The 13,850-nt window shown below is 62.0% G+C and carries 11 protein-coding genes; 1 reads left to right on the forward strand and 10 read right to left on the reverse strand.

What is annotated here, in order from left to right:
• Positions 1-31 precede the first annotated feature (31 nt).
• The 10 genes from murC to mraZ form a co-directional block, all read right to left on the reverse strand.
• On the reverse strand, positions 32-1,429 hold the full coding sequence (gene murC, locus JAO73_RS11505; protein ID WP_198977183.1) for a UDP-N-acetylmuramate--L-alanine ligase: 1,398 nt from the start codon (positions 1,427-1,429) through the stop codon (positions 32-34).
• A 91-nt stretch (positions 1,430-1,520) separates the two neighbouring features.
• The gene (gene murG, locus JAO73_RS11510) at positions 1,521-2,618 is read right to left on the reverse strand and encodes an undecaprenyldiphospho-muramoylpentapeptide beta-N-acetylglucosaminyltransferase (protein WP_198977184.1); all 1,098 of its coding nucleotides are present in this window, start codon (positions 2,616-2,618) and stop codon (positions 1,521-1,523) included.
• Positions 2,619-2,758: 140 nt separating this feature from the next.
• Positions 2,759-3,949: an FtsW/RodA/SpoVE family cell cycle protein gene (locus JAO73_RS11515; protein WP_198977185.1), complete on the reverse strand. Its 1,191-nt coding sequence runs from the start codon at positions 3,947-3,949 to the stop codon at positions 2,759-2,761.
• A gap of 59 nt (positions 3,950-4,008) precedes the next feature.
• Positions 4,009-5,373: a UDP-N-acetylmuramoyl-L-alanine--D-glutamate ligase gene (murD, locus tag JAO73_RS11520; protein ID WP_198977186.1), complete on the reverse strand. Its 1,365-nt coding sequence runs from the start codon at positions 5,371-5,373 to the stop codon at positions 4,009-4,011.
• Between the two features lie 2 nt (positions 5,374-5,375).
• The gene (gene mraY / locus JAO73_RS11525; protein WP_198977187.1) at positions 5,376-6,596 is read right to left on the reverse strand and encodes a phospho-N-acetylmuramoyl-pentapeptide-transferase; all 1,221 of its coding nucleotides are present in this window, start codon (positions 6,594-6,596) and stop codon (positions 5,376-5,378) included.
• A 22-nt stretch (positions 6,597-6,618) separates the two neighbouring features.
• Positions 6,619-8,091, reverse strand: coding sequence for a UDP-N-acetylmuramoyl-L-alanyl-D-glutamate--2,6-diaminopimelate ligase (locus tag JAO73_RS11530; RefSeq protein WP_198977188.1), 1,473 nt, complete (start codon positions 8,089-8,091; stop codon positions 6,619-6,621).
• A gap of 84 nt (positions 8,092-8,175) precedes the next feature.
• Complete coding sequence (locus tag JAO73_RS11535) at positions 8,176-10,599, reverse strand: PASTA domain-containing penicillin-binding protein (RefSeq protein ID WP_317191223.1); 2,424 nt, start codon at positions 10,597-10,599, stop codon at positions 8,176-8,178.
• 32 nt (positions 10,600-10,631) lie between these two features.
• The gene (locus JAO73_RS11540; protein ID WP_198977190.1) at positions 10,632-11,513 is read right to left on the reverse strand and encodes an FtsL-like putative cell division protein; all 882 of its coding nucleotides are present in this window, start codon (positions 11,511-11,513) and stop codon (positions 10,632-10,634) included.
• A 20-nt stretch (positions 11,514-11,533) separates the two neighbouring features.
• Positions 11,534-12,457 (reverse strand): 16S rRNA (cytosine(1402)-N(4))-methyltransferase RsmH, encoded by a 924-nt coding sequence (gene rsmH, locus JAO73_RS11545; protein ID WP_198977191.1) that lies wholly within the window; start codon positions 12,455-12,457, stop codon positions 11,534-11,536.
• On the reverse strand, positions 12,454-12,927 hold the full coding sequence (mraZ, locus tag JAO73_RS11550) for a division/cell wall cluster transcriptional repressor MraZ (protein ID WP_198977192.1): 474 nt from the start codon (positions 12,925-12,927) through the stop codon (positions 12,454-12,456). The genes rsmH and mraZ overlap by 4 nt, the downstream gene beginning before the upstream one ends.
• A 388-nt stretch (positions 12,928-13,315) precedes the next feature.
• Between mraZ and JAO73_RS11555 the strand changes: the two genes are divergently transcribed.
• Complete coding sequence (locus JAO73_RS11555; RefSeq protein ID WP_198977193.1) at positions 13,316-13,753, forward strand: HYC_CC_PP family protein; 438 nt, start codon at positions 13,316-13,318, stop codon at positions 13,751-13,753.
• Positions 13,754-13,850 lie beyond the last annotated feature (97 nt).

Genomic DNA, 13,850 nt, shown 5'->3' on the forward strand with positions numbered 1-13,850 from the left:
ATGAATGACTCCCGGGCTAGCCGGCGATGGGCTATTTCCAGCGTTCGGTGAGAAGGGTTCGCAGCTGGGGCACGAGGGTATCGATGTCGCCGGCGCCCACCGTGGCCAGAACGTCAAAGGACGTTTCAGATTGCGCCCCCCGGAGGACTTCTTCCTTGGTCAGGATGGCTTTGGTGGGAGCAGTGATGTTGGCCAGCAGCATGTCGGAGGTAACGCCCGGCAGCGGCTTCTCGCGGGCTGGGTAAATATCCAACAAAAATACCTCATCTGCAATGCTTAAGCTTTTTGAAAAGCCTTCGGCGAAGTCCCGCGTGCGGGTGAACAGGTGGGGCTGAAAAATGACGCGCAAGCGTTTGCCCGGGTACAGGGCACGCACCGAGCGCAAAAAAGCCTCTATTTCGCGCGGATGATGGGCATAATCGTCCAGATAGACGTTTTGGCCCGCTGTCACCACGAACTCGAAGCGGCGTTTTACGCCCCGATACGCAGCCACGGCGGCGCGCAATTTTTCTGGCTCAACGCCTTGAATTTGAGCCACGCAGGCGGCGGCCAGCATGTTTTCCACGTTGTGGTAGCCCGGCACGGCCAGTTTCAGGTCGGCCACGATGCCCTGGGGCCCGTGCAGGTCGAAGTGAAACTGGTGGCCTTCGGCCGAAATGTTGGCGGCAAACAGCTCGGGGCCCTGCCCGGCGCTGAGGCCGTAGCGGATGACGCGGGTACCGGCCGGCACGGCAGCGGCCACGCTGGGGTCGGCGGTGTGGTTGATGAGCAGGGTGCCGCCGGGCTTGAGTTGGGCCACGAAGCGGCGGAACGACTCAATCAGGGCCGACTGGTCGCCGTAAATGTCAAGGTGGTCGGCGTCGGTGCTCGTGACGATGGCCACGTCCGGAAACAGGGTCAGGAAGCTGCGGTCGTACTCGTCGGCTTCTACCACAATGGGGGCAGCCGGCGTGGCGGGCAGCAGCAAATTGCTGCCCAGGTTCACGGCAATGCCGCCCAGGAAGGCGCCGGCGTCGAGGCCGGCGTGGTGCAGCAGGTGGGCCACCATGCTGCTGGTGGTGGTTTTGCCGTGCGTGCCGGCCACCGCTATGGTGTAGCGGCCTTGCGTCAGCACGCCCAGCACCTGGCTGCGCTTGCGGATGTCGTAGCCGTTTTCGCGCAGCCACGCCCATTCCTGGCTATCGGCCGGGATGGCGGGCGTGAGCACCACCAGAGTGCGGTCCCGGTTTTCGCGCACTTCCAGCGGAATGTTCTCCACCGCATCGGCGTAGTGAATGGCGATTCCCTCAGCGGCCAGCGCCTGCGTGAGCGGCGTTTCGGTTTTGTCGTAGCCGCTCACTTGGTGGCCGTTGGCCCGAAACCAGCGCGCCAGCGCCGACATCCCGATGCCGCCGATGCCGAGGAAAAAAACGTAGGGAAACTGCTCCAAGGGCCGTCGATAATGAAAGTGCAAAGGTAGAGGCCAAACGGGCAGAATGGGCTAAAACTGCGGTTTAAGCCGTAATTTTACCTATGCGGCGTTACTTCTTTACCAGGCTCAGCAGCTCATCGACGATGGTGGCGGTGGCGTGGGGCCGGGCCAGCTCGCGCACGCGGAGGCTGAGCTGCTGCTGGCGCTCGGGGTCGGCGAGCAGGCGCAGGGCTTCGTCGTAGAGGCGCTCGGCGGCGTGCTCGTCGGTGATGAGCACGGCAGCGCCTTTGCTCATCAGGGCCAGCGCGTTTTTGGTTTGGTGGTCTTCGGCCACGTTGGGCGAGGGCACCAGGATGCTGGCTTTGCCGGTGAGGCACAGCTCAGAAACCGACAAGGCTCCCGCACGGCTGATGACCACATCGGCCGCGGCGTAGGCCAAATCCATGCGCTGAATGAATTCGAGGGCGTGCAAGTTGTTGGGCTGGTCGGCTTGCTGGCGGGCTTCGGGAAAGTACAGCTTGCCGGTTTGCCACAGAAGCTGGATGCCGGCGTCGCGCAGACGCGCAATGGCGGCGGCCGTGGCCAGGTTGAGGGTGCGGGCCCCCAGGCTCCCTCCTATCACCAGCAGGGTTTTCTTATTGGGGTCGAGGTCGAAGAATTTCAGGGCTTCAGCGCGGTCGCCGCTGGCTATTTCGGTGCGGACCGGGTTGCCGGTCAGGACGAGCTTTTCCTTCGGAAAAAACTTCTCCATGCCGTCGTAGGCCACGCAAATTCTGTTCACGCGCTTGGCCAGTAGCTTATTTACTAAGCCAGCATAGGAGTTCTGCTCCTGAATGAGCGAGGGAATGGCCCGCGAGGTGGCCGCCAGCAATACCGGCGCCGAAGCATAGCCCCCCACCCCCACCACGGCATCGGGCCGAAACTGCTCAATCAATTTGCCGGCTTTGCGCACGGAGCGAAACACGCGCACCGGAAACAAGAGGTTTTGCGGGGTGAGCCGGCGCTGCAGGCCGGTGATGTCGAGGCCCACAATGTTGTAGCCGGCTTCGGGCACGCGGGTCATTTCCATGCGGCCGTTGGCGCCCACGAACAGGATTTCGGCATCGGGCAGGCGCCGGCGAATTTCATTGGCAATGGCCACCGCGGGGAAAATATGGCCGCCGGTGCCGCCGCCGGAAATGATGAAACGGAGGGGAGTATGGTTCATGTGGGGAATTGCGTCGGGACAAGAACGTCATGCTGAGCTTGCCGAAGCATCTCTACCGCGAAGAGTAATCAGTTACTGCTCCGGTAAAGATGCTTCGACAAGCTCAGCATGACGTTCTTTTTTACCTTTTACCGAAGTCGCTAGGCATACGCGGCACGCTGGCTTGGGATGCGCGCCGTGTCGTCGGGTTCGCCGGTCATGGGGCGCACTTCGCGCTCGCCGCGGCTTACGGCCAGGATGATGCCGATGCTGATGCCGGTGAAAATAAGCGAGGTGCCGCCCATGCTCAGCAAGGGCAGCGGCAGGCCGGTGATGGGGCCCAGCCCGACGGCCACGCCCATGTTCACCAGCGCCTGCATCACGAGGCTAAAACTAAGCCCCGCCGACAGCAGCCCGCCAAACGCCCCGTAACTGTTCATCACCGTTTTTAGCCCTCGATACAGGAAGGCCAGGTAGAGCAAGAGCACCGTGGCCCCGCCCACAAGGCCGTATTCTTCGATGATGATGGCGTAGATGAAGTCGGAATACGGGTGCGGCAGGATGTTGCGCTCGGTGCTCTTGCCGGGCCCTTTGCCGGCAATGCCGCCGGTGGCAATGGCGATGTAGCTGTGTTCGAGCTGGAAGGGCGTTTTCTTGGTCGGGTCGGAAAAATTTTCGAGGCGCGACTGCACTGTTTTCCAGCGTTGGCCGCTGGCCAGGGCCGTGCCGCCCACCGCCACCCCGATGACCACCATCACCAGCATCTGCTTGATGGGCACGCGCCCGATGAACATGAGCAGCAGACAGGTAGCAAACAGTAAGGAAGCCGTAGAGGCGTTGGTCAGAGCAATCAGGCCGCAGATGATGCCCACCCACAGCATTACCGGGAAAAGCGTACTCCAGAAATCCTGTAAATGCTGCTGGCGACGGCTGAGCATACTGGCTAGGTGCGAAATTAGCGCAAGCTTGGCCAAGTCGGAAGGTTGAAAGGTTTGGTTAATCACGGGGATTGTCATCCAGCGAGAAGCTCCGTTGACCGGCGCCAGAAAGTACGTTATTAGCAGCATAGGTACAGACAGTAATAACGCATACAGTGCCATTCGTGAATAGTTCCGATAATCAACGCGGTGCGCTAGCCACATCAAGGCCAGCCCCGCCACAATCAGGCTGCTGTGTTTCAGCACAATCATTTCTGCCGAACCAGGGCGTCCACGGAGTTCATTTTTATATGCCAGGGTGCCGGTGGCGGAGTATACCACAGCTATGCTAATGACGGAAAACAGTAGCACGATGGCCCACAGAATGGGGTCGCCCTTGAGGTTGCGCTGCAGCCAGCTTTTTGCGGTTTCCATCGGTAAAAAGGTAAGATGGTGATGTGGAAATTGGGGCGGAAACGGACTAGCGCGAGCCGCTAGCTTGCGCTCAGTTTTTCAACGGCGGCGGCAAACTGCCGGCCCCGGTCTTCGTAATTCTTGAACAGGTCGAAGCTGGCGCAGCAGGGCGAGAGCAGCACCACGTCGCCGGGGGCGGCCAGGGCGGCGGCGCGGGCCACGGCGTCGGTCATGCGTTGGGTTTCTTCCAGGTGCGGCACCACGTGGCCGAAGGCGGCGCGCAGCTTGCTGTTGTCGACGCCCAGGCAAATGAGGGCTTTCACGCGGCTTTCGGCCAGGCCCAGCAGGCTGCTGTAGTCATTGCCTTTGTCGGTGCCGCCCGCAATCCACACAATAGGCTGGTGAATGCCGTCGAGGGCGTACCAGGCGGCTTCCACGTTGGTGGCTTTGCTGTCGTTGATGTAGCGCGCGCCGTTAATTTCGCCCACCAGTTGCAGGCGGTGGTCGGCGTTTTGGAAGGTGGCCAGGGCGGCTTCAATCTGCTCGGGTTCGAGGCCGGCCACGCGGGCCGCCAATACGGCGGCCAAGGTATTCTGGCGGTTGTGCTGGCCGATGAGGGGAGAGTTGGCGGTGCTGACTTCCACGCCGCTGTCTTCATCGAGGCCGGGCGCGAGGTTGGTGCACAGCTTGTGCTCCTCGGTATAGTAGCCAGCCAACTGGACGTCGCGCCGATGGTGTAGGCTGAAGGGCAGCAGGCGCGTTTCCAGAAAGGCCGACTGGAAATATTTGCCGGTCACTTCGTCGTCAGCGTTGTAGATGAAGGCGCCGCTGCTGTCCAGGTTGCGCGTGATGCGCAGCTTGGCTTGGGCGTAGCTTTCGAGCGAGTAGCCGTAGCGGTCGAGGTGGTCGGGCGTGATGTTGAGCAGCACCGATACCCACGGCCGGAAATCATAGGTGTCGTCGAGCTGAAAGCTACTGAGCTCCACCACGTAGTAGTCGTGCTCGTCGGCAATCACCTGCTCGGCCAGGCTAAAGCCTACGTTGCCGGCCAAGCCCACCTTCAGGCCCGCGCTTTTCAGCAGGTGGTAGGTGAGCAGCGTGGTGGTGGTTTTGCCGTTGGTGCCCGTGATGCAGATGCACCGCGCCCGGGTGTGGCGGCCGGCGAATTCTATTTCCGAAATGATGGGAATGTTCTTCTCCCGCAACGCCTGGACAACCGGCGCCTTCTCCGGAATGCCAGGGCTCTTGATAACTTCCTCGGCCTGCAGGATGCGCTCCAGCGTGTGCTGGCTTTCTTCGAACTCGATGCCGGCTTGGGTAAGTTGCTCTTTGTAATCGGCCTGAATGGCGCCGCGGTCCGACACAAACACCGTGTGGCCCTTGGCCTGTGCCAGCAGGGCCGCGCCTACGCCGCTTTCGGCGGCTCCGAGGATGACGATGTTCATGCTTAGCGCAGTTTCAGGGTAACCAAGGTGATGACGGCCAGCAGGATGCCCACAATCCAGAAGCGCGACACGATTTTGGACTCGTGGTAGCCCAATTTCTGGTAGTGGTGGTGCAGCGGCGACATGCGCAGCAAGCGGCGGCCCTCGCCATACTTTTTGCGGGTGTATTTGAAGTATCCCACCTGCACCATCACCGACAGGTTCTCAATCAGAAACACGCCGCACAGAATTGGAATCAGCAATTCCTTGCGCACGATGAGCGCCAGCACGGCGATGATGCCGCCCAGCGCCAGCGAGCCCGTGTCGCCCATGAATACCTGCGCCGGGTAGCTGTTATACCACAAAAAGCCGATGCAGGCCCCCACGAAGGCCGTGCAGAAAATGACTAGCTCGCCCGAATCCGGAATAAACATGACGTCCAGATAATCAGCCAGCAAGGCGTTGCCACTCACGAAGGCGAAGATGGCCAGCGTGATGCCGATGATAGCCGAGGTGCCGGCCGCTAGCCCGTCGAGGCCATCGGTGATGTTGGCGCCGTTGCTCACGGCCGTTATAAGGAAGATGACGATGGGGATGTAGAGCAGGCCGTAGAGGCCGTTGAACAGCGAGCCGGCCGTGGCAAACAAGTCGCCGTAATTCAGCTCGTTGTTTTTCATAAAAGGCACCGTGGTAATCATCAGGTGCACATCTTTGAAAAACTTGGTCGCCTCAATGGCCGAGTACTGGCCGTTGGGCAGCAGGTACTCGCGCACGGTGATTTCGTTGCTGTAGAACAGCACCCAGCCCACCGTGATGCCCAGGCCCACTTGGCCCAGCACCTTGAAGCGGCCGCTCAAACCCTCCTTGTTCTTGCGGAACACCTTGATGTAGTCGTCCAGAAAGCCAATCAGCCCCAGCCACACCGTGCTCAGAATCATGAGGATGATGTAGATGTTGCGCAGCCGGGCCAGTAGAATCACCGGCACCAGAATGGCCAGGATGATGATGAGGCCGCCCATGGTGGGGGTGCCTTTTTTCTCGTTTTGGCCCTGCAGGCCCAGGTCGCGAATGCTCTCCCCTACCTGCTTTCGCTGGAGTACGCGAATCAGACGGTGCCCAAACGTTTGGGCAATGAGCAGGGAAATGACTACCGCCAGACCGGCCCGAAACGTGGTGTACTGAAACACCCCGGTGCCGGGCAAGTGGAAATGGTCGTGCAGGTAACGGAAGAGGTAATAAAGCATTCAGATTCGGTTAGCGCGGGGGCTACTTGCCCTGCGCGGCAAAAACTTCGGTTAAAATCAACTTGTCGTCGAAGGGTGCTTTGACGCCGCGAATTTCCTGATAATTCTCGTGGCCTTTGCCCGCCACCAGCACAATATCGTTGGCCCCGGCCAAGCGCACCGCGGTTTCGATGGCTTGGCGACGGTCGGCCACGGTCTGGACTTTTGCTGCATCCGAGGCCGTCACGCCGGCCTGCATCTGGGCCAGAATCTCGATGGGGTCCTCGAAGCGCGGATTATCCGAGGTGAGCACAACTTTGTTGGAGAGGCGGGCGGCCAGGTTGGCCATGATGGGGCGCTTGGCCGCGTCGCGGTTGCCGCCGCAGCCCACCACCGTAATGATTTGCTGGGTGGGCTGGCGGATTTCGTGCAGGGTCTGCAGCACGTTTTCCAGCGCGTCGGGCGTGTGGGCGTAGTCCACGATGCCCGTGACGGCCTGTGAAGGCGACACCACCGGCTCGAAACGGCCAGGGGCCGTGGTCAGGCCCGAGAGGATGGTGAGCACCTCCGTGGGGTCTTCGCCCAGCAGCACCCCGGCGCCGTACACGGCCAGCAGGTTGTAGGCGTTGAAGACGCCGATGAGGCGGAACAGGATTTCGCGGCCCTCGATTTCGAGGTGCAGGCCGTGCACTTCATTGGCCACCAGCTTGGCGCGGAAAGTAGCGGCGCCGCGCAAGGAGTAGGTTTCGCGGCGGGCAGCGGTGTTCTGCAGCATCACCGGGCCGCGCTTGTCGTCGGCGTTGGTGAGGGCGAAGGCGGTTTTGGGCAGGCCGTCGAAAAAGGCTTTTTTGGCCTTGAGGTAGTTGTCGAACGTGCCGTGGTAGTCGAGGTGGTCGTGGGTGAGGTTGGTGAAGATGCCCCCCACAAAGCGCAGGCCCGTGATGCGGTGCTGGGCCACGGCGTGGCTGCTCACTTCCATGCAGGCGTGGGTGCAGCCGGCGGCCACCATGCGCGCCAGCAGCGCGTTCAGGCGAATGGCGTCGGGAGTGGTGTGGGTGCTGGGAATGACTTCTTCGTCAATCTGATTCTGCACCGTGCTCAGCAGGCCGGCGTGGTAGCCGAGTTCCCGCAGCAGCTTGTGCAGCAGCGTGGCGCAGGTGGTTTTGCCGTTGGTGCCCGTCACGCCAATCAGCTTGAGCTGGCGCGAGGGGTGCCCGTGAAACGCGGCTGCCATGTGGCCCAGGGCTTCGGCGCTGTCCTTCACCTGCACGTAGGCCGTGGCCGGGTTCAGCGTGGCCGGCAGCTCCTCGCAAATCACCGCCGCCAACCCCTTCTCCACCGCGCCTGCTATGAAATTATGCCCATCGGTAGCGGTGCCGCGCAGGGCGCAGAACGCCACGCCCGGCCCGGCTTCGCGCGAGTCGAGGGTGAGGCCGGTGATGGGCACGTCGGTGGGGCCGTGCTGGGCGAGCACGGCAACGTCGGTGAGCAGAGAGAAGAGCGGCAGGGAAATCATTCGTTGAGTTAAGAGCTAAAAGTTAAGAGTTGATAATGAAAGCATTGCCATTTCCACTTTTGACTCTTAACCTTTACCTACGTGTCAGGTGCGGCGCACGGTGGGTTTGGGGGCAGCCGCTTTCTTCGGGGCTTTGGCGGCGGAACTGGCCGGAGCTTTGGCTTTCGCGGCAGCTTTTTTAGGTGATGTTGCGGGCTGACGGGCAGCGGTCGGGCGCGCCTGGGGCTTTGCCACGCTGGCTTTCGCCGGAGCAGGCTTGGTGGCCGGCTTAACGGCGGTTTTCGCTTTGGCCACGGCCACCGAAGGCTTGGCCGGCACTGCTTTTGCGGCCGATTCCAGCTCCACGGGCACCAGCAGCTTGTTCTCGGCCAGGTCGGTGTGCTCGGGCTCGGGCAGGGCCTGCGGGGCTGCGAGGCGCGGGCCCGATTCTTCGAGCGTGAGCGTGATGAGGTCGCCGCGCTTGATGGGCGTGCCCACCGTTAGCGACTGCTCCTTCACCCGGCCGGTACCTAGGGCGCGCACGTGCAGGCCGCGGTTTTCCAGCAAAAACAACGCGTCGCGCCGTGTGAGGCCGCGCACCAGGGGCACCCGGCCGGTTTGCACGGGGTTCACCACCAGCGCCACCGTGCGGGCGTGGAAGGCGGTATCGGAAGCCGCGCGCACCCATTCTTCGCCGCCCGTGGCCTGGGTGTTGCCGGCCAGGCCCAGCTTCTGGCACACCAGGGCCAGCTCGTCTTGCATGCCGGCGCGCACCAGCGGCACGTGGCTCTTGTTGAGGCGGGCCTTGGCCAGCAGCGGGCGCTGGCTGAGCAGGTCGCGGGCCATGCACTTGTCGGCCACTTCGCGGAACACCGGAGCCGCCACGTCGGCGCCGTAGATGCGGCCGTTGCGGGGCGAGTCGACCACCACGATGCAGCTGTACTTGGGCTTGTCGGCCGGAAAATAGCCGCAGAAGCTGGTCGAATACGTTTTGGTGTACTGGCCGTTTTTGAACTTCCAGGCCGTACCGGTTTTGCCGGCAATGCTGTAGTCCTTGGGCCGAATGCTGCGGGCCGTGCCGGCCAGCACCACGCCTTCCATCATGGCTTTCACCTTGGCCAGCGTGGCGTCGGAGCAGATTTTGGGGTTCAGCACCTTGGTTTCGTTGTGCTGAATGACCTGGTCGGCCACCTTGATTTCGCGCACTATCATGGGCTGCACTTTCACGCCGCCATTGGCCACGGCGTTGTAGAAGGCCAGGGTTTGCAGCGGGGCCAGCTTGAGCTCGTAGCCGATGCTCATGGTGGTGAGCGACGTGCGGCTCCAGCTGCGGTCGGCGGGGTCTTTCACGTAGGGCCGCGCCTCGCCGGCCATCTGGAAGCCCAGCGGCTTGTCGAGGCCGAACTTCTTGAGGTAGTCGGTGTATTCGGTGGGGTTGCCGGCGAAGTACTTGTCGACCAGCTTGGCCACGCCGATGTTGCTCGATTTCTCGAACACCTGCTGCACCGTGATGCGGCCGTAGCCGTGCGAGTCCGATTTCACGGCCCCGCCCACGTACATGCGGCCGTTGCCGGTGTCCACCATGTCTTCGAGGGTGATGGCGGGCCGCGCCTCAAACAGGGCCATCATCGAGGCCAGTTTGAACGTGGAGCCCGGCTCGGTGCGGCCCTGGTCGGCGAAAGCGTAGTTGTAGTCTTCCTTATAGGTATCGTCCGAAGCCTTGCCCAGGTTGGCCACGGCCTTGATTTCGCCGGTGGCCACTTCCATCAGAATCACGCAGCCGTACTGGGCGTTGTTATCGACCAGCGACTTGTAGAGGGCGTTTTCGGCCACGTCCTGCAGGTTGATGTCGAGCGTGGTTTGCACGTCGTAGCCGGGCTGGGGCTTGATTTCGGTGCCGTCGTACACGGGCTTCACGCCGCCGGGCACGCGCTCAAACAGCGCCTCGCCCGCCTTGCCGGCCAGGCTTTGCTCGTAGGTGTACTCCAGGCCGGCCCCGTGGCGCTCTTCGTTCACGAAGCCGATGGTGCGCTGCGCCAAGCCGCCAAACGGACGGAACCGCTTGTCGACCTTCTCGAAAATGGCGCCGCCGCGGTTGCGCTTGGCCCGGAAAATGGGCCAGTTGGCCAGCTGTTTCTTTTCCTGAAAGTTGATTTGGCGCGAGTTCAGCCGGATGTAACGGGCTTTGCCGTCGTGGGCGTTCTTCAGGCGGCGCTTGTATTCCTGCACGCTGCGGTCGCCGAAGAAATGCGACAAGTGCCAAGCCAGCGAGTCGACCTCGGCCCGAAACAGGTCGTCGTCGACCACGCCCGGGTCCCAGGCCACCCGGTAGAAAGGCAGCGAGGTGGCCATGATGCTCTTGCCGTCGCCGGCGTAGATGGTGCCGCGCGTGGCCGGCACCGGCAGGTAGCTGATGCGCCGCTCCTGCTCCAGCGCCCGCCACTTGCTGCCTTCCTGAAACTGGATTTTGGTGGCCTTCCAGAAAATGGCGCACGAAAACACGGCCACGCCCAAAAAGGCCAGCCGCACACGCGTAACAATGGATTTTTTAACGCTGCCTTTCATCGGGAGTGGCTTCTGGCGGCGGGCTTGGCCGCGCTTGACGTGGGGCGGTTGGGCTTGCGGGTGTTGGCCTTGGGCGCGGATTTGGCAGCCGACTTGGCGCGGCTGCTGTTCGGCTTCGTGGCCGGGCTTTTAGCTTTAGCGGGTGCCGAGCGGGGCGCCGGAGCGGCATCGGTCGCCACGGAGTCGCCGTTGAGCGGCTGGGGCGGGGCAATGATTTCGGGCCCGGAGTCTTCGCTGCTTACCGTGCCGCGCTTGCGGCCGGCCAGCAGGTCGGCCTGCAGCGCGGCAGCCGAGTCACGGGCGGCCCGAGCGGCCAAGGTATCGGCCGTGAGCACGGGCATCAGTTCCAACTCGGCGGCGTCGAGGTGCCCGCTGGGCACGGTGATGCGGAAGGGCGGCGAGGAGCTTTCCACCAAGCCAAAGGCGGCCACTTTGCGGGCCACCTCGCTTTGCTTGCTGGCTTCCATGTAGTCCGATTTCAGCGTGGTGTAATCGGCGCGGAGGTCTTCGGTTTCCTGTTTGAGGCGCTGAATGCTGCGGTTCATGCGGTTGCCGTAGTGCGTATTGCCGATGTAGAGCAGCGTGAGCAGCATGATAAACAGCAGGTTGGGCAGGTAGCGCACCGGCAGCCCTTCCCGGAACAACCCGTCGACGCTAGTCACCCGGTCGAGCAGCGAAAACAAGCTCCACGAGCTGCGCGGCCGCGGCTCGGGGGCCGGCTTGCGGGGGCGTTTCGCGGGTTCGGGCGCCGGCTCGGGGGCGGGCGGAAGTTCTTCCACCACGGCTTCGGGCAGCACGGCGGGCTCGGGCACGGCCATCTCGCGCGGCACGTTGGCGCGCCGGGGGCCGTCGGAAGGTCTAAGCGTGTTGGCAGCCACGGTCTGGGCGGAAAGGGTGTTTATAGTTTCACGGCAACCCGCAATTTAGCACTTCTGGCGCGGCTGTTCAGTGCCACTTCGTCCGGGTCGGCCTCTTCGGGCTTGCGGTTCAGGGCCTCAAACGGCTTGCTTTCATTGCCAAAGAAGTCTTTTTCGACCTCGCCAAAAAACTTGCCCTTGGCGATAAAATTTTTCACCAGCCGGTCTTCCAGAGAATGGTAGCTCAACACTACCAACCGGCCGCCGGGCCGCAGCACGTCGGCGGTTTGCAGCAGCATTTCCTGCAGCGCCTGCATTTCCTGGTTCACCTCAATGCGCAAGGCCTGGAAAACCTGAGCCAAATACTTGTTCTCCTTACCGCGGGGCGTGCACGGCAGAATGGCCTGCTTGAGTTCGGCAATGGTTTCGAGGCGGCGGCCGCGGCGGGCCGCGCCCACGGTCTGAGCCAGCGTGCGGGCATTGGTTACCTCCCCGTACATGCCGAAGATGCGGTGCAGGTCGGCCTCCTTGTAATCGTTCAGAATGTCGGCGGCGGTCAGGGGCCCGTCGGGGTCCATGCGCATGTCAAGCGGCCCGTCGAAGCGGGTCGAAAACCCTCGCTCCGGCGTATCGAACTGGTGCGAGCTCACGCCGAGGTCGGCGAGCAGGCCATCTACTGGCAAAGCGCCAATACCCTCAAGCTCAGCATATAAATGCCGGAAGTTTGACTTTACAAATGTAAATTGGGGCCGCGCCAGCTTCTGTGCCTCGGCTTCCGCATCGGAATCCTGGTCGAAGCTGTAGAGGTGGCCGGTGCTGAGCTTTTCGAGGATGCGGGCCGAGTGCCCTCCCCCACCAAACGTCACGTCCACGTAGCGTCCGTCGGGCCGCAGGTCGAGGCCGGCCAGGCACTGGGCCAGCATCACGGGGCGGTGGTAAGCACTGTCGTTGGCGTAGTCGCTCATGCGGTGGGGCCGCTCTGCGGCGGCGTTTCAACGGATAAAAACTTCTGCGCCAATTTGCTAAAGCTTTGCTGGTCTTTGATGAGAAACTCGTCGTAGCGGGTGGGGTCCCAAATTTCACAACGGTTTCCCAGGCCGACAACTATGGCCTCTTTCTCAATTCCGGCGTAGCGCAACATGCTGCGTGGCAACACAAACCGGCCGATAGTGTCAAGCTCTACTTCAGTCATGCCCCGGAAAAAGTTACGCTGAAACTGCCGGTACTCTTCATTGAATTCATCGAGGGCCATCACCTTGTCATGTATGACGCGCCAAGCAGCCTGCGGGTATAACACCAGGCAGGGTTCAAACCCGCGCACCAGCACCAACTGATTCCCGGATTGCTCGGGGAGGTTGCCTTTCACCTTGGCCGGCAACACAAGCCGCCCCTTTGGGTCGAGCTTGCATTCGTACTCGCCGGACAACAGGTTCATGGGCAGGGACGCCAGGGAGGAAAAAAGGCGACATGGGCAAATGTACGGGAAGCCCGGCAGAATTCAACCACCTTTTACCACTTTCTACCACAGATGCAAAACCGCCTCGAAAGGTCAAAAACCGCTCTTTTGCGCCTCCAACCAGAAAAATGTCTGTAATGGCTAACGCAATTTCCGAAGCCCTGGACAAAATGTCAGCGCTGCGTTTCTTGGTGGTAAGCCGAGCCGAGTGGTGGTATCGGTATTGCATGTAGCAAAAGTCGAGGCAGCAAAACCAGCCAGCGGCGCGGGCGCTTGCACTTCTGAAGTGAAGAGGTGGAAATCTTGAACGCACGGCGCCAAGGTTGTGTACTCCCGCCTCCAAATCCGCTATAGTACCTTTGTGGCCGTGCAACACTCCCGCATTCGTCGCTTTTTCTGCTTAGTGCTCTCGGCATTGGTGCTCGTCGCATCGGTGGGCCTCACGGTGCAGCGCCTGACGTGCCGCATGAGCGGGCAGAGCACCGTGGCCGTGTCGGTGGCCAGCCCCGCCGAGCTGCGCGGCTGCACCGGCGAAACAGCTCCCACCAAGCCCGAGGCCAAGGACAACTGCTGCGATTTCAGCAAGCAGCTGCACAAGCTCTCGTCGCCGGCCCACGAACTGGCGGCTAAAATTTTGGTGCCTGCGCCGCTGTTCATGGCAGTACTGCCGGAGCGGTTTCAGCCGTTGGCACATGCCCCCATGGGCATTACCAGCAGCGCGCCTCGGTGGTTTGCGGCTGATGCTTCGCCCCCGCCCAAGGCCGGGCGCGCGCTGCTGACTTTCGTTTGTAAGCTAGTGGTTTAGGAATTCTGAAACGACCGTGCGCGGCTGCTTCGGCGGTTGGCACGGGTGGGTTCGCGGCGTTGGCCGTGATATTTCAGAATGCCTTAACTTACAGAAC

The organism is Hymenobacter miniatus (genome assembly GCF_016427455.1).
Taxonomy (GTDB): Bacteria; Bacteroidota; Bacteroidia; order Cytophagales; family Hymenobacteraceae; genus Hymenobacter; species Hymenobacter armeniacus.

What these genes read in the sequence shown, in the direction of transcription:
- murG (WP_198977184.1), bottom strand. Translation starts at nt 2,618, where the DNA reads ATGAACCATACTCCCCTCCGTTTCATCATTTCCGGCGGCGGCACCGGC.
- JAO73_RS11515 (WP_198977185.1), bottom strand. Translation starts at nt 3,949, where the DNA reads ATGGAAACCGCAAAAAGCTGGCTGCAGCGCAACCTCAAGGGCGACCCC.
- murD (WP_198977186.1), bottom strand. Translation starts at nt 5,373, where the DNA reads ATGAACATCGTCATCCTCGGAGCCGCCGAAAGCGGCGTAGGCGCGGCC.
- mraY (WP_198977187.1), bottom strand. Translation starts at nt 6,596, where the DNA reads ATGCTTTATTACCTCTTCCGTTACCTGCACGACCATTTCCACTTGCCC.
- JAO73_RS11530 (WP_198977188.1), bottom strand. Translation starts at nt 8,091, where the DNA reads ATGATTTCCCTGCCGCTCTTCTCTCTGCTCACCGACGTTGCCGTGCTC.
- rsmH (WP_198977191.1), bottom strand. Translation starts at nt 12,457, where the DNA reads ATGAGCGACTACGCCAACGACAGTGCTTACCACCGCCCCGTGATGCTG.
- mraZ (WP_198977192.1), bottom strand. Translation starts at nt 12,927, where the DNA reads ATGAACCTGTTGTCCGGCGAGTACGAATGCAAGCTCGACCCAAAGGGG.